Raw genomic sequence first — 15,798 nt, forward strand, 5'->3', positions numbered from 1 at the left:
TTGTCCGATCATCTAACCACGAGATTCCCATGGCGATTAGCACCACCATCAAGTCCATTCAAGACATCATGCGAAAAGACGTCGGCGTCGACGGCGACGCCCAGCGCATCGGCCAGTTGGTCTGGATGCTGTTCCTGAAGATCTTCGACGACCGAGAACAGGAATGGGAACTACTGGATGACGACTATCGCTCCCCCATCCCAGAGGACCTGCGCTGGCGCAATTGGGCCGCCGATCCGGAAGGCATGACCGGTGGCGACCTCAAAGGCTTTATCGACAACACCCTCTTTCCAGGATTACAGGCCCTGGAACCCGAGGGCGACGATTACCGGGCCGTGGTCATTCGAAACGTGTTCGAAGACGCTTACAACTACATGAAGTCTGGCCACTTGTTGCGCCAAGTAATCAACACCCTGCAAGACGGCATCAACTTCAATAAATCCGCCGAGCGGCACGAGCTCGGCGACATGTACGAGCAGATCCTCAAAGACCTTCAGAGTGCGGGCAACGCCGGGGAGTTCTATACCCCTAGGGCAGTAACCCAGTTCATGGTCAACCGGGTCGACCCCAAGCTGGATGAGCAGGTGATGGACCCGGCGTGCGGAACGGGCGGCTTCCTGACTTGCACCATTGATCACAAACGCAAGCATTACGTCAAAACCCCACAGGACGAGCAGACCCTGCAACGCTCAATACGGGGCGTGGAAAAGAAACCCCTGCCCCACCTGCTGGCGACCACTAACATGATCCTGCACGGCATCGAAGTGCCGGACCAGATTAAACACGACAACACCCTGGCCCGACCCCTGATCAGTTGGGGGCCCAAGGAGCGGGTCGACGTCATCGTTGCCAACCCGCCTTTCGGTGGTATGGAAGAAGACGGCATCGAAACCAACTTCCCAAGCGCCTTTCGCACCCGGGAAACCGCCGATCTGTTCATGACGCTGTTCATCCACCTGCTCAAAGACGGCGGCCGCGCCGCCGTGGTGCTGCCGGACGGATTCCTGTTCGGCGAAGGCATGAAGACCCGTCTCAAGGAAAAGCTGCTGGAAGAGTGCAACCTGCACACCATCGTGCGCCTGCCCAACGGCGTCTTTAACCCTTACACCGGCATCAAGACCAACCTGCTGTTCTTCACCAAGGGGCACCCCACGGAAACCGTCTGGTACTACGAGCACCCCTACCCGGACGGCTACAAGAGCTACAGCAAGACCAAGCCCATGCGTTTCGCCGAGTTCGACACCGAAGTCGACTGGTGGGGCACCGAGGCCGACGGCTTCGCCAGCCGCGAGGAAACCGAGCAGGCCTGGAAGGTCTCCATCGACGACATCAAAGCCCGCAACTACAACCTGGACATCAAGAACCCGTGGCAGGGAGAGGAAGTCAACCACGACCCGGACGAACTGTTGGCGCAGTACGAACAGCAGCAAGCGGAAATTCAGGAAATTCGTCACCAATTGCGAGACATCTTGGCAGATGCACTCAGCCATCATACCGATGGAGGTGCAGCGTGAGTGTGCAAGAGTTGATTACAGATCACTTGGATCTTTGGACCGGCGCAGTCACCAAGAAAGCCAGTAGTGGTCGTGGGAGAAATGGCAAGATTGAGCTGACCGGCGTTCAGAAGCTTCGGGAGTTGATTCTTGAGTTGGCCGTTCGAGGAAAGCTAGTTGACCAAAACCCCAATGATGAGCCCGCCAGGATGCTTCTGGATGAGATCGACAAAGACAAGGCTAAGCTGACAAGGCTGGGAAAGCTCAAAAAACCGAAAAAATATCCTCAAGTTTCAGAAGAGGACCATCCATTCATTATTCCCAGTTCATGGGCATGGGAACGAATGCATCGCGTCTTCCATAAAATTACGGATGGGACCCACCGCTCACCTCCTAACACGGAGAGTGGTGACTTTCTTTACGTATCAGCGAAAAATATAAAGCCAGAAGGCGTGCAGCTGGAAGGCATTACTTATGTAACGAAAAGCATCCATGAAGAAATATACGGTCGCTGCAATCCTGAACCCGAAGACCTACTCTATATAAAAGATGGCGCCACAACCGGCATAGCGGCAATCAACAATCTAGATGAGCCTTTTTCAATGTTGTCAAGCGTGGCGCTGTTGAAGCCGCATCGGGAATTGCTTTCTAACAAATTTCTACTTTATTGTTTGCGCGCGCCCTTTTTCTATCAAGAAATGCGGGCGGGAATGACCGGAGTTGCAATAACTCGGGTTACTCTAAAGAAGCTTAACCTTGCCTTGATACCGGTTCCTCCTATTAAGGAACAACACCGAATCGTCCAAAAGGTCGATGAACTCATGGCTCTCTGCGACCGACTGGAACAACAAACCGGCGACAAGCTCGAAGCCCACGAAACCCTCGTGGACACCCTACTCGGCACCCTCACCGAATCCGAAAACGCCACCGAACTGGCCGACAACTGGGCCCGCCTCGCCGCCCACTTCGACACCCTGTTCAGCACCGAACAGAGCATCGACAAGCTCAAGCAAACGATTCTGCAACTGGCGGTGATGGGCCGCTTGGTGGAGCAGGATGCGGGGGATGAGTCTGCCTCAGAGTTGCTGGACAGTATTACCACTGAACGCGAGGAGTTAGTTAAGTCGGGGAAGATGCGGCCACCCAAAATACCTGCAAAGACCGACTTGCAGTTATCGCCGCCGTATCCCGCGCCCCACAACTGGAGCTGGGCCCGGCTCGGAGAACTTTTCGCAATCGTGACAGATGGAGACCACCAAGCTCCGCCCAAGAGTGAAGAGGGTGTACCTTTCTTGGTTATCGGCAATTTAAACACAGGCCGTATAGATTTTGCGGGATGCAAATACGTCAACGAAAGCTATTACTCCCGGCTGGATTGGAGCAGAAAACCAACAAATGGTGACCTCCTCTATACCGTCACAGGTTCATACGGCATCCCTATCAAGGTGCTCACAAGCAAAGCCTTTTGTGTTCAACGCCACGTAGCAATTCTTAGAGCTACAGCCTCAACTCCGCGCGATTACGTCAAGCTAGTTCTCGAGAGCGAATATGGGCAGTCCTACGCCGAAGAGATTGCAACAGGTATAGCGCAAAAGACCGTTCCCCTGACGGGACTACGCAAAATGCCAATTTCCTTGCCACCACAGGCGGAACAGTACCGCATAGTCCAGAAAGTCGATGAACTGATCGCACTCTGCGACCAACTAAAGGAACGCCTGAACCAGGCCAACGAAACCCGCAGTCAATTGGCCGAAGCGGCGGTCGACAAGGCTCTCTGCCAAGGAAACCTCCATGCCAGTATTAGATGATAGATATGAACAACTTGCGTTGAATGATACCTACCTCAAAGACCCGCTATTGATGGCCTTGGCATGGAAGAAGGCCCACGAGTACATACGCACAACTAACTGGTATGCAGACAATTTTGAGCTCGATGTGTCATCCATCGACCTACCGAACCGATGTACCGAATGGGTAGGCGATATTCAAACGAAGTTAGAATTCAGGCCTCTAGAATTGGTTCCAGCCCCAAAAACCTACCAGTGGGAATTTAGCGAACCCAACGATCCAATGAGCCCTTCAGAGTACAAGGTCGTTTGGCAACCCGTTAAAAAATGCAAGGACGAAAAATCCAACAAGAGCGAAGCGTCTTTACTAAAGCTGAGACCTTTAGCGCACGTGGGAATTCGTGAACAATCCATTATGACCCTAGTCATGATGTGCCTAGCGAACGAGGTGGAGTCAGCACAGGGAGACCCGTCGACCGATTACAAAAAGGTTCATGACAAAAAGATTGTCAGCTACGGTAACCGACTCTATTGCCGATACGATGGCGACAATGCTGAACACAGCTATGGCGCAACAACGACCTATAGCAAATATTTCGCCGACTACCGGCTTTTTCTTCAACGGCCTTACCACTTTGCCCAGAAAGAGCTAGTGGAAAAATCCCCTGATGAAGAGGTCTATCTAGTTGAGTTAGACCTGTCTCGATTTTTTGACTGTATAGACCGCAAAAAACTCGTCTCCGAAATCCGCGAACTAGCGGACTCACAGGAGCAACCCGAGGCGTCCGACTCCAAAGCCAGAGACTATATTCTCGAAGCCTTTGAGAGTTGGGGATGGTCCCCCCGCGCAGAGGATGTCTTCAAACGAGTGCTAAAAACTGCGGATTCGGAGGTTCTTCCTAGAGGGCTGCCTCAAGGGCTGGTCGCTTCCGGTTTTCTAGCCAATGTCTACATGGCTAGCTTTGACAAGTCTATGAGCGAACTTATTGGCGAAAAGATTGAGATTCCGGGCTTGCCAGATGCTTCAATAAAAGTGGCTGACTATTGTCGCTACGTTGATGATATGCGCATTGTTCTCGTCGGCCCCAATCGAGCATCGTTTGATGAGCAGCCTCACCTAGAAAGAGTAAGAAAAACCCTTCTGGATCAACTAGTTCCTGAGCTATCCCGGCTAGGCCTGGAAGTCAATGAGGATAAGACCAAAATTGAAACCTTCAGGGGAAAGTCCGTCGGAATATCCAAAACCCTCGAAGACATTCAATCGAATGTTAGTGGGCCCGTTGCTTACGATGACGCGGAGATTCACCTCGGACAACTTGAGTCCATCCTGACGCTATCACCTGACACAAAACTTGAGCAGGGTGATGCTCCTGGGCGATTTAACCCACTAGCCGCCATAGAAAAAGATATTTTTGATGTTCGTGAAGACACTCTGAAGCGCTTCGCAGCCAATAAGATTTCAGGCTTGCTAAACAATATTCGGCACTTTACATCACGTGAGAACGACGAAACGGGTTGCCCTGTTCCTGGCGATTGGGACTACTTGCAGGAGAGGCTAGCACGGCGATTTATAGCATGCTGGAGCAAAGACCCAGCGTTAGTACTGCTGCTAAAGAAAGGCCTGGAGCTTTTCCCAAGCACGAAGGTTCTGGTACCCGTTCTGGACCAGCTCCGGCACATCAAGAATATGCCCCACGCCATTTGGCAAGATATCCCAGAGCAGCAGGCTCAAAAACAGTCTGCTGTAGCCCGGTATTGCTTAGCCGAGATTCTCCGCCACGCATCGACCGTCATTCATCGCAAAGACAGGCACGCTATTCCAGCTCATGCCGACATAGATGAGTTCTTCGAGGTGCTCCAGAAATTTGCAGTCGAACTTGTTTCTGAATGTGAAGCGAAAGACGATTCAGAAGAAGATACGGGCAAAACAGCTGAGCCAGCGTCAGATGGGTATCAACGAAAGTTTAAATTTCTAGCAGACCAAGCTCGCTTCCTCCTTCTTGTGAGGCTCGACACAACCTTGGAGAGCAGCTCCGGCGACCAATTCTATGACCTCATTTTCAAGCTGGCAACAGGTTTCAGGGACATTCATGTGCCTGAAACCTTCGGAGTTAGAGATATCGCCGCGTCAATCCTAATTGCCAGGCAATTAGTGGATAACCCCAAACCATTACTACGCTCCACCTCATGCCTTTTAGAAAACCACAGAGCGGACACAGGAATTCTCGAGCTAATTGCGATACAAGACGTTGCACTCTGTCGTTCCCTCATACTTCATGCGCGTTCACTGAAATATGATTGGGTTGGGAACAGCGAAATTTCCGAGTTGATTAAAAAATTACATCTTGGCATACGCCCATCTGCTAAGCCCCTACCCGAAATAAAGGGTCATGTTTCGATTTACAAACTCATTTCCCGAACAGACAATCCGTTTGCAAATGAGTTGATGGCACTCAAGCTGATGCTAGCGCTGCTGGAAGAGACAAAGCAGTTCGATAAGGCCAAAGGCGACGATGTTATCGACTTGGCAGCAACCAAAATAGAATTTGATAGCTATTCGAACCCACCCAGTTTCGAGGCCGTTGACGATAATTTGATGATAGACTTGGGCTTCAATACAACGCTCAGCCAAGTTGCCAATCATCTCCACACCGGGCACGACGGGACTTTCATCCTCCAGCGCATAGCCCTCTGTCTAAGAGCCGTTTTAGTGGGTTCTGATGACCCTACAGGGTTCGGGCAAACCTTCTCAGCACGAACTGGTTACAGAGGACTGAAATCAACTCAATTTAAGAGGCAAATTGGTCTTCTCACGACTCCTGAGTCGCTTGTAGGACAAGCTGCCCAGTTTTCTGGCTGGCTTACAACGCTACTCTCTAAATTGCTAAGGTGGCCTGGCATCCGCGTAAATGACCAAGGGTATGAGTGGCCGAAGCACCTAACAATTGAAAATGTGAAAGAGCTCGTTGAAGCGCGACTTGCCAAACTTAAGGAAATCTACTGCCAGCAGTCCGGCATTCCTAGTCTACCTGAGTTAGTCGTACCGAGCTGGAGTACAGAAAAAAAGAATCTAGTTGTCGCGATGGTTCAAGCAAAGATGCCCAGAGTAAAGGACTTCGCGAAGTATGGGCCAATGCTCGATGAGCCTGAATATCGGGTCAAACACCGTAGGCATCTTGCACGCGTGTCTAAATTGGTGACAAAACATATTGAGGCACAGCATATTGAAAAACCCGGAAACGGAGAGCGCGAGCAAGATATTGACTTGATAGTGCTCCCAGAGCTTGCCGTTCATAGCGACGATATAGACATATTGGTTCAACTCTCCCGAAAAACCCACGCAATAATTGTGGCCGGTCTGGGTTTCATCAACCAACCAGGAATCAAAGGCCCCAACAATTGCGCAATCTGGATAGTTCCCCGCAAGCACAACGGCAATAAGAACGAGATCCTCAGGCTGCAGGGAAAGCATCATATGATGGCGGCAGAGAGGCAGATAGACATACAGCCGTGGCGTCCCTATCAACTGATGTTAGAGCTTGCCCACCGCAAATTTCCAGATGAGCAGGGCTTCATTGTGACGGCGGCTATCTGTTTCGATGCGACCGACATTTCTTTCAGCGCGGACATGCGCGACAAGTCAAACGCCCTCCTCATTCCGGCTCTGAATAAAGATGTGAGCACGTTTGATTCAATGATTGAGGCACTGCATTACCACATGTACCAACATGTCGTTTTGGTTAATACGGGTGAGTTTGGCGGCTCCTATGCGATGGCACCCTATGCGGAAAGGCACAAGCGCCTGATTGCACACTCCAGTGGCAACGACCAGGTTACTATCAATACATTCAAAATGAACATGTTTGATTTCCGCCGTGACGGGGTGGGCTCAAGCATGCAATCGGGCATAAAGCAGAAGACTCCACCTGCTGGCGTTGAAATCAAACCGGAAGGGAGCGCCTAGTTATGGCCATCGAACAAGGCATCTGGCGCATTGGTGACCAGCCAAAAAAGTTGAAACCGGCCGCCCTGCCCGACGAGGCGTTGCTGGAAGAACAGGTGATGAAGGACATTGCCATCCTGAACGCCGACTGGCTCCTGATTGGCCGCCAGGTCCGCACCAGCTACGACAAGCTCATTGACTTGCTGGCCATGGATGCCAATGGCTCCATCATCATTGTCGAACTGAAGCGCAACAAAACGCCACGCGACGTGGTGGCCCAGACGATCGACTACGCCTCCTGGGTGGCCAACCTGACTGACTCGGAGATCGTCGACATCTACCTGGACTTTGCCCGTACCTACCAGTTGGAGCACCAAAGTCTGGATGAGGCGTTCAAACACAAGTTCAAAGCGCCCCTGTCGGAGGTTACCCTTAACGACAGCCACCAGATGGTGGTTGTTGCAACATCCCTCGACGCCAGTACGGAACGCATCATCAACTACCTGAGTGACTACGCTCAGATCGCCATCAACGCCCTATTTTTTGCGGCCTTCGAGGACAACGGGAATCAGTACCTCAGCCGCGCCTGGATGATCGACCCGGACGAGAACCAGGAACGGGCCGTTACCAAGGGCAAGAAAGAACCCTGGAACGGCGAATTCTACGTCTCGTTCGGGGACGACCGCCCGTGGGAGCTGGCCCGAGAGCTCGGTTTCATTGCCGGTGGCGGGGCCGAGTGGTACTCCAAAACCCTGTCGATGCTGTCGGAAGGTGACCGCGTCTGGGTGAACATTCCTAAGACCGGCTATGTGGGCGTTGGCATCGTCACCGGCGAACGTGAACGGGCCGATGAGTTCCAGTTCGACACGCTAGATGGACAACTCACCCTGCAGCAGATGGGCCGTACCGGGAAATACCCCCACCTCGATCCCGAGGCCGACGATGACAACGCCGAATATCTGGTCCCTGTACGGTGGCTGAATACGGTTCCAAAGGAACGAGCATTCGGTGAAGTCGGCCTATTTGGCAACCAAAACACGGTGTGCAAACCGACCACACCCAAGTGGCGACACACCGTGGAACGCTTGCAGGACCAGTGGGGCATTGAGTCATCCACTCGCAGCTGAGAATGTATTAATGGACTTAACTCAAGAAGAGCAGTCAATCGCCAAGGAAGCACTGGCCTGGGCAAAGAGGAAAGGTACAAAAAAGGCCATTGCGAAGCGGCTGACAGATACGACACGGTTCCTGCGGGAAGAAAACCCGGTATCCGTCTTTATGGCTGGCTCACCCGGTGCCGGAAAAACGGAATCCTCCAAGGAACTCATCGAACAGTTCCCAGGCACCCCGATTTTGCGCATTGATGCCGACGAACTTCGGGACGAATTTGATCAATATGACGGCTCAAACAGCCATTTGTTCCAAAGCGCTGTGTCTGTATTAGTCGAGTACATCCATGATAAGGCCCTGGCACAAAGCCAGAGTTTCATCATGGACGGGACCCTCCATAATGAACGTAAAGCTAAGGACAATATTGAGCGCTCCCTAAAACGCAACAGGCTGGTGCAAATCTTGTATGTCTATCAGGACCCGGTCAGGGCCTGGGAGTTTGTACAAGCGAGAGAGCAGCTGGAAGGTCGACGAATCCTACCTGAGACCTTTATTGACCAGTTTTTTGCGGCCCGAACGACGGTCGATGCTTTAAAAACGCATTTTGGCGCCGATATTAAAGTGGACCTGCTCGTGAAGGATTACCAAAATCGGACACGAGTCTATCAGGCAAATATCGAACGTATTGACTATTATGTGGAGACCACATACAGTCGCGAGTCCCTGACCCGATTGATCACTTTATAAACAGGAGGCACCGTACAATGTTCAGCAGTCAACCCAAGGTGGCTTCAACCGCGTTTTCCGATTTCATTCGGAATGCGCCATCGAAAGAGAAAAAGAGGGTCTATGCCAAAGTCCTGGAAGGGGCTTCTGAGCGCCAGCGTAAGCAGGTTGAGAAAGCTCAGGAAATGGCTAAGGCGGGTTAGTCGCTCGCTGCTTGCTGGTAGGCTTTTGATTTTTCTTAGGTTTTACTCTAAACCGACTCTTACTTCCCTTCAAATTGCATTCATCTAAATAGGTATTTGAGCTTAGCTTAGTGGTTGCATAGGGGCTCGTTCCGAGCCCCCGCCCGAGAGGATTGGCTCAGGCACATCCATGCGCCTGACCGCTTCGCGGCGCTGACGCGGCCCCGAACGCTCCCGGCGTTCGGTCGAACCTGGGAGGTTCTCATCAAGTCGCTCACGCGACCCAGATACAAAAAAGCCCCGCACAAGTGCGGGGCCTTTTTGTATCTGGCCCGCCCGAGAGGATTCGAACCTCTGACCTCTGCCTCCGGAGGGCAGCGCTCTATCCAGCTGAGCTACGGGCGGATAGCGCGGCAGTATACAGATTTGCCGCGCCAAGTCCACATTTGTTTGGCATTTCAAGGGGTTAGGGCACCCCGCCACACCTAAAAAAAGACCGAGCGCCCGTTCAGGGCGGTCCCGGTCAGTCACTACTCACGCGAGGTCAGGTCAGTTCGCGAGTATCCGCACGTTATCGATCTGGTAGTGCACGTTGGCGTGGTTGCTGTCCCACACCGGCAGCAGTTCCAGCACCGAGGTCACTTCGGCCCAGTTGAAGCCGGGGAAGTCGGCGAGGTTGATTTCGTTGGTCACCCAGTTGCCGACGCTGATGTCCAGCGGCAGGTCGCCGGTGGTGCAGCCGTTGGCGTCGTTGCTGCACACGGCCTTGCCGACCATGCCGCTGGCGCCGGCGAGGTCCACCACTTTGAGGTCGAACTGGATGCGGCCGGTGGCGGCGATGGGGGAGAGGTCCGTGGCCTGGGTGGTCTGGAAGAAGACCACGCCCTTGTGCACGCTGGAGTCGCCGTACTGGGCGTCAACCACCAGGCTGGTGCCGTCGTCGTGGGCGGCGTCCAGGGTGATGAAGCTGGGGTCTTCGACCCAGGTGGTGGTGTCGGCGGCCCATTTGCCCGGTTGCTTGAACAGGTCGGTGTCGGCGATGCCGTCGATGTAGACGTCGGTATCGGTATCGATCACCGGGGCGGGCTCGGTGATGGCCGAGCAGTCCGGGTTGGGGCCGGCGGTGAACGGGGCCCAGTGGACGTTCTCGATGGAGAGGTCCATGGCGCCGTCGGTGAAGATCAGGAAGGGCGTGTTGACGTTGGTGATGTCGAGCCCTTTGTCCATGAAGCACTGCAACGGCACGCTCATCTCGGTCCATTCGCCCACCGGCAGGCTGCCGAGCAGGCTGGCTATGTTCAGCTCGGCGGCGCAGGGGTAGACGCAGTGCACGGCCATGTTCACCACCGAGGAGGCCGGCGCTTCGTTCACCTTGACGCGGAAGCGGATCGAGGTCTCGGAGTTGGCGTAAGCGGCGAGGTTGTCGCCGGTGCCGGCGTCCGCGGTCTGGCTGTACATCTGGCCGATGGTGGCCCAGTCGAAGCGTTTGGCGCTGAACTGGGTGGCGCCGTCTTCGGTGGTCACGGTCACTTCGCCGCCCGGCAGGCTGGTGGTGGCGGCCGGGTCCATGTTCACGTCCATGCCGCCCCAGTTGGAGGGGCCGCCAATGCGCAGCACGTAGTCGCCCTGGTTGGCGCCGTTGGTGAAAATGTCGAGCGGTTCTTCGGTGGTGTCGTCGCCGGTGTCGGGGGCGTCGCAGCCCTTGTCGGAGCGGTCTTCTGGCAACACAGGCAGCGAGCCATCGTCCGCCGTGGTCAGCCCGAACCCGTACGGGAACAGCGGGGCCTGGCCGTCGTCGCGGTTAACCGGTACCTGGCAGTCTTCGGCCGGCCAGCTGTAGGAGAGCGCACCGGTGAAGGCGTGGTCGCCGAACAGCACATCGGCCACGCCGCCGCCCTCTGTGCCGGGCAGCCAGCTGGCGACGAAGGCGTCGGAGTCGTTCAGTTCCGGGTTCATCCACAGCGGGCGGCCGCCCACATAGAGGGTGACGATGGGCGTGCCGGGCGCGGCGGTGCGCAGGTCGTCGAGCAGTTGGGACTGGCCCGGGTGGTGGTCGGCGAAGGCCATCGTCTGGAATTTGCTGATGTCGCCGACGCCTTCGGCGTACGGGGTCTCGCCGATCACGGCGATGATGACGTCATAGCTGTCGTCCGCCTGGCTGCCGTCTTCGTTCAGGGTGACGGTGCCGGCGTCCGCCGCGTCGACAATGCCGTCGAAAATGCTGGTGGCGTTCGGGAAGTCGGCGTTGCTGTTGCCGGTGCCCTGCCAGGTCAGCGTCCAGCCGCCGGTCTGGTTCTGCAGGTTGTCGGCACTCGGGCCGGTGACCAGGATGTTCATGTCTTTAGAGAGCGGCAGCACGCCGTTCTCGTTCTTCAGCAGCACCTGGGATTTGCGCACGGCTTCGCGGGCCAGGGCGCGCATCTCGGGGCTGGCCAGGGCGTCGGTGTCGCCGGCATTGGGGCGGTCGCTCGGCGGGCGCTTGTCGAACAGGCCCATGCGCATTTTTACGCGCAGGATGCGGGTGACGGCGTCGTCGATGCGGCTCATGGCGATCTCGCCGTCGTTAACGGACTGGATGGTGTTCTCGATGAAAGCTTTCCAGTCGTTCGGCACCATGAACATGTCGATGCCGGCGTTCACGGCCTGCGGGCAGTCGGCGTTGGTGCAGCCCACCACCTGGCCGATGCCGTTCCAGTCGGAAACGATAAAGCCGTCGAAGTTCATCTTCTGTTTCAGTACCTGGTTGAGCAGGTATTCGTGGCCGTGCAGTTTTTCGCCCTGCCAGCTGTTGAACGAGGCTATCACGGTCTGGGCGCCGGCGGTCAGGGCGGAAAAGTAGCCCTGGGCGTGGATGTTGATCAGCTCTTCCTCGCTCACCAGGGTGTCGCCCTGGTCGTCGCCGAGGTCGGTGCCGCCGTCGCCGATGAAGTGCTTGGCGGTGGCGACCACGTTGTCGTCGGAAAGATCGCCCTGCAGGCCTTCCACCATGGCGCCGCCGTAGTTGAAGACGATCTGCGGGTCTTCGGAATAGCCTTCGTAGGTGCGGCCCCAGCGGTCGTCGCGCACCACGGCGAGGGTCGGCGCGAAGGTCCAGTCGATGCCGGTGATGACGACCTGTTCGGCGGTGGCGGCGCCGATGCGGCGGATCAGGTCCGGGTCGTTGGCGGCGCCGAGGCCGATGTTGTGCGGGAACAGGGTGGTGCCGTACACGTTGCTGTGGCCGTGCACGGCGTCGGTGCCCCAGATCAGCGGAATCGGCAAGTGGTGGTCTTTCTTGTACATCGAGGCGTCGTAGTACTGGTCGGCGAGGTCGACCCAGTCCTGCGCGGTGGCGTATTTGTCGTTATTCGGCCAGGAGCCGCCGCCGTTCAGCACGGAGCCCAGGTGGTAGTCGATCACGTCCTGGGGCGTGGCGCTCTGGATCTCGGGCTGGACCATCTGGCCGACCTTCTCTTCGAGCGTCATTTTGCGAACCATGGCCCTCACCCGGGCTTCGATGCTCGGGTGTTGTTCGATGGCGCTGGTCAGTTCGGGCCAGTCGGCGTAGTCGGTGCGGTAGTCGATGTCGTTGGAGTAGTCGGGCTGGTGCGGCAGGCACCCGGCGACGAGGGCGGCGACGGATGCGGACAGCACAGCGGATCGGGTATTCATAACAGACCTCCTTTCCTGTTGGTTTGAATACAGCTAAGACTCCTCAGTGCCCGGTGTTCGAAGGAAGCACTTTGGAGGTTTGGTCAGTTTTTGCGCAGTTTAGGTCAGGTTTGGACGTTCGCCAGTTTTATTTCTACGACCGGGCGGCCGGTCACGAAGACATTGTCCTGGCCGAGGACGGCGATCGGCTGTGGCTGCGGGACGGGCGTTGGCATATCACGAGGCTGTGACGCTTTAGTGTGAGCCCTCGGTTGAATCGGGCTTTGCCATCGCCTGACTCAACGACCGCACGATCGATAAAAACAACCGTTGCGTCGTTGTCGGTTGCCAGTCCTTGCGCGTGGTCAGGCCGATCGGTCGCTCGGTCGGTGGCAGGTCGGTGTCGAGTACGGTGAGGATGCCTTCCTGTTGTTCGTGCTGGATCTGGTGGCTGGAGATGAACGTCAGCCGGTCGCTTTCGGTCAGCAGCTCGCGAATGACGACTTGCGAACTACACTCCACCACACCCCGAAGTACCTCGGGGTTTTGCTCGGTAAACACCCGGTCGAACAGGGCCCGGGCGGGGGTGCCCGGTCTCGGTACCACCCAGTTGTAGCCGCGCAGGTCGTCGAGGGTGAGGTGTTTGCGCCCGCTGAGCGGATGGCCGCTGCGCGCGACGACGGATATCGAGGTTTTGAACAGCTGTTCCTGCACGATGTCCGTACTCGGGGCCGGGTCGCGCAGGGCGCCGATCAGGCAGTCGAGTTCGCCGTGCAGCAGCCGGTGCAGCAAGTCGTCGTAGGGCCCTTCGAGCACGCTGACGCTCAGCTCGGGCTTGAGCCGGGCAATGCGGTTGATCGCCGAGGGCAGGATAAAGGTGCGGGCCAGTGGCATGGAGCCGACCAGGATGACGCTGGAGTCGTTGCCCTGCAGCTCCTTCAGTTCGTCCAGCCCCTGCTCGATCTCCTTGACGGCGAGTTGGCAGGATCGCGCCAGCCGCAGGGCGGCCCGGGTCAGGCTGATGCCGACGCTGGTTTTTTCGAACAGGTGCAGGTTGAGCAGGTCTTCCAGCTCGCCGGCGGCGCGGTACAACGCCGGCTGGGAAACGCCGATGGCCCGGGCGGCGCTGCTGTAGTTGGTGGCGTGCTGCAGGGCCAACAAGGCGCGCAGGTGGGCGTTGCTCAATTGCGTATGGGGATGGGTGGATGCGCGCAGCCCCTCGGTCTTGCGGTCGCCCACGCGCACGGCTTCGCGAATGCCGGACTGCAGGAAGACCATGCAGCGGTCGACCCGCTTGATCAGCAGTTCGCCGGCGTCGGTCGGGAACATGCCGTTGTGGCGGCGCGAAAACAGCGGCGTTCCAATGCTGGATTCCAGCTTCCCGATGGCCTGGGTCACGGCCGATTGGGACAGGAAAATGCGTTCGGCCGCCAGGCTGACACTGTGGCCGGAGGCGACTTCGCTGAACGCCCGCAGATGGCGCAGATTGGGCAGTCGGTCAAGCATGACGGGGCTCTGAGGTGTGCGAGCGGGCTCGCTCGCGGTGTTTGCCTGTCAGCAGTTTATAACAGAAACTAATACCCTGTTAATGAAAACTAAATGGCGGAATGCAGCCTGCGTGTGAATACTGACACCACAAGATGCAGCTGTTCAAAAAAAAGACAACCTGGCTGCAGCCAAGAGGTAGCGCGTCCCGTTTTCCCGGCCCGTCCGGTACGGAGGCGAAACCCCTTAACCTGCTATAACGCTCGATACCCCGGAAACCGGCATCTTGTATGCACACAATGTCCGAACCCGGTGTTGAACGTTATAACAAAAACAATGAGGACAACGACCATGCTCGAGCTTGTTAAGAAGACCAGTCTGGCCGGCCTGGTGGCCGCCACTACCGCGTTCTCGGCCCAGGCCGCGGACGTTACCTTGCGCGTCGGTCACCTGTGGCCGTCCGTGGCCGGTCCGCACACCGACCTGATGCAGGTCTGGGCCGACACCATCGAGGAAGAGTCCAACGGCCGCATCGAGGTCGAGGTCTACCCCAGCGGCGCCCTGGCGGCTCCTCCGGCCCAGTACGATGCCGTCAAGAACCGCATCATGGACGTGACCGCCACCGTTCAGGGGTATACCGCCAACCGCTTCCCGCTGACCCAGATCGTCGAACTGCCGGGCGTGGTCGACAGCGCCAAGCAGGGTTCCTGCGTTCTGCAGACGCTGCTGGACGAAGGCCACCTGGATGACGAATACGCCGACACCCGTCCGGTCTTCCTGTTCACGCACGGTCCGGGCCTGTTCCACGTCGCCGATACGTCCATTACCGAACCGTCCGACCTGGAAGGCCTGCGCATCCGTCGCCCGACCACCGTGGTCGCCAACATCCTGACCGAACTCGGCGCTCAGCCGGTCGGCATGCCGGCTCCGGAAAGCTACACCTCCATGCAGCGCGGCGTGATCGACGGCGTCGCCCTGCCCTGGGAAGGCGCCCTGTCCTTCCGTCTGAACGAGCTGGCCGACTCCCACACCGAGATCGGCGGTCTGTACACCCTGTCGTTCGTCGTCACCATGAACGACAGCGTCTACAACAGCCTGTCCGACGAGAACAAGGCGGTGATCGATGCCAACACTGGCATTGACTGGGCGATGAAAGCCGGGGAAGTCTTCGACGCCCTGGACGTGAAAGGTCGCCAGCAAGCCGTAGACGATGGTCATGAAATCATCCGCATCGAGGGCGGCACCGGTAACCCGGCCTGGACGCCTTACATCGACAATGCCCGTGAAGCCTACCTGGCGGATCTGGAATCCCGCGGCCTGCCGGCTCGCGAAGTCTACGAGCGCGCTCTGGAACTGCGCTCTCAATGTGAAATCTGATCCGCTCGGATGACACTCAACGGTGCCCACGGTCGTGGGCACCGCTCTCATCGGTTTTATTCATA

Annotated in this window: 9 protein-coding genes and 1 tRNA gene; 7 read left to right on the forward strand and 3 right to left on the reverse strand. The window is 56.7% G+C overall.

What is annotated here, in order from left to right; translation table 11 throughout:
• The first annotated feature begins 29 nt into the window (after positions 1-29).
• From IE111_RS20240 to IE111_RS20265, 6 genes are read left to right on the forward strand one after another with little or no spacing between them, the layout of a single operon-like run.
• The gene (locus IE111_RS20240; protein WP_189612218.1) at positions 30-1,514 is read left to right on the forward strand and encodes a type I restriction-modification system subunit M; all 1,485 of its coding nucleotides are present in this window, start codon (positions 30-32) and stop codon (positions 1,512-1,514) included.
• Positions 1,511-3,301 carry a restriction endonuclease subunit S gene (locus IE111_RS20245; protein WP_189612220.1) on the forward strand — a complete coding sequence of 597 codons (1,791 nt, stop codon included), beginning with the start codon at positions 1,511-1,513 and terminating at the stop codon, positions 3,299-3,301. The genes IE111_RS20240 and IE111_RS20245 overlap by 4 nt, the downstream gene beginning before the upstream one ends.
• The gene (locus tag IE111_RS20250) at positions 3,285-7,244 is read left to right on the forward strand and encodes an RNA-directed DNA polymerase (protein ID WP_189612222.1); all 3,960 of its coding nucleotides are present in this window, start codon (positions 3,285-3,287) and stop codon (positions 7,242-7,244) included. The genes IE111_RS20245 and IE111_RS20250 overlap by 17 nt, the downstream gene beginning before the upstream one ends.
• A gap of 2 nt (positions 7,245-7,246) precedes the next feature.
• Positions 7,247-8,350, forward strand: a complete 1,104-nt coding sequence (locus IE111_RS20255) for an endonuclease NucS domain-containing protein (RefSeq protein ID WP_189612224.1) — start codon at positions 7,247-7,249, stop codon at positions 8,348-8,350.
• A 10-nt stretch (positions 8,351-8,360) separates the two neighbouring features.
• Complete coding sequence (locus IE111_RS20260; RefSeq protein ID WP_189612226.1) at positions 8,361-9,080, forward strand: zeta toxin family protein; 720 nt, start codon at positions 8,361-8,363, stop codon at positions 9,078-9,080.
• Between the two features lie 17 nt (positions 9,081-9,097).
• Positions 9,098-9,262, forward strand: coding sequence for a hypothetical protein (locus IE111_RS20265; protein WP_189612228.1), 165 nt, complete (start codon positions 9,098-9,100; stop codon positions 9,260-9,262).
• A gap of 307 nt (positions 9,263-9,569) precedes the next feature.
• Here the strand turns inward: IE111_RS20265 and IE111_RS20270 are convergent.
• From IE111_RS20270 to IE111_RS20280, 3 genes are all read right to left on the reverse strand, one after another.
• A tRNA-Arg gene (locus IE111_RS20270) sits at positions 9,570-9,646 on the reverse strand.
• 144 nt (positions 9,647-9,790) lie between these two features.
• Complete coding sequence (locus IE111_RS20275; RefSeq protein ID WP_189612229.1) at positions 9,791-12,892, reverse strand: glycoside hydrolase family 3 protein; 3,102 nt, start codon at positions 12,890-12,892, stop codon at positions 9,791-9,793.
• Between the two features lie 234 nt (positions 12,893-13,126).
• Positions 13,127-14,377: a LysR family transcriptional regulator gene (locus IE111_RS20280; protein WP_189612231.1), complete on the reverse strand. Its 1,251-nt coding sequence runs from the start codon at positions 14,375-14,377 to the stop codon at positions 13,127-13,129.
• A 330-nt stretch (positions 14,378-14,707) separates the two neighbouring features.
• Here IE111_RS20280 and IE111_RS20285 point away from each other — a divergent pair, with 330 nt between their 5' ends.
• Positions 14,708-15,733: a TRAP transporter substrate-binding protein gene (locus IE111_RS20285; protein ID WP_189612233.1), complete on the forward strand. Its 1,026-nt coding sequence runs from the start codon at positions 14,708-14,710 to the stop codon at positions 15,731-15,733.
• Positions 15,734-15,798 lie beyond the last annotated feature (65 nt).

It is taken from the genome of Saccharospirillum salsuginis (assembly GCF_014651855.1).
GTDB classification, from domain to species: domain Bacteria; phylum Pseudomonadota; class Gammaproteobacteria; order Pseudomonadales; family Natronospirillaceae; genus Saccharospirillum; species Saccharospirillum salsuginis.

What these genes read in the sequence shown, in the direction of transcription:
- IE111_RS20240 (WP_189612218.1), top strand. Translation starts at nt 30, where the DNA reads ATGGCGATTAGCACCACCATCAAGTCCATTCAAGACATCATGCGAAAA.
- IE111_RS20250 (WP_189612222.1), top strand. Translation starts at nt 3,285, where the DNA reads ATGCCAGTATTAGATGATAGATATGAACAACTTGCGTTGAATGATACC.
- IE111_RS20255 (WP_189612224.1), top strand. Translation starts at nt 7,247, where the DNA reads ATGGCCATCGAACAAGGCATCTGGCGCATTGGTGACCAGCCAAAAAAG.
- IE111_RS20260 (WP_189612226.1), top strand. Translation starts at nt 8,361, where the DNA reads ATGGACTTAACTCAAGAAGAGCAGTCAATCGCCAAGGAAGCACTGGCC.
- IE111_RS20265 (WP_189612228.1), top strand. Translation starts at nt 9,098, where the DNA reads ATGTTCAGCAGTCAACCCAAGGTGGCTTCAACCGCGTTTTCCGATTTC.
- IE111_RS20275 (WP_189612229.1), bottom strand. Translation starts at nt 12,892, where the DNA reads ATGAATACCCGATCCGCTGTGCTGTCCGCATCCGTCGCCGCCCTCGTC.
- IE111_RS20280 (WP_189612231.1), bottom strand. Translation starts at nt 14,377, where the DNA reads ATGCTTGACCGACTGCCCAATCTGCGCCATCTGCGGGCGTTCAGCGAA.
- IE111_RS20285 (WP_189612233.1), top strand. Translation starts at nt 14,708, where the DNA reads ATGCTCGAGCTTGTTAAGAAGACCAGTCTGGCCGGCCTGGTGGCCGCC.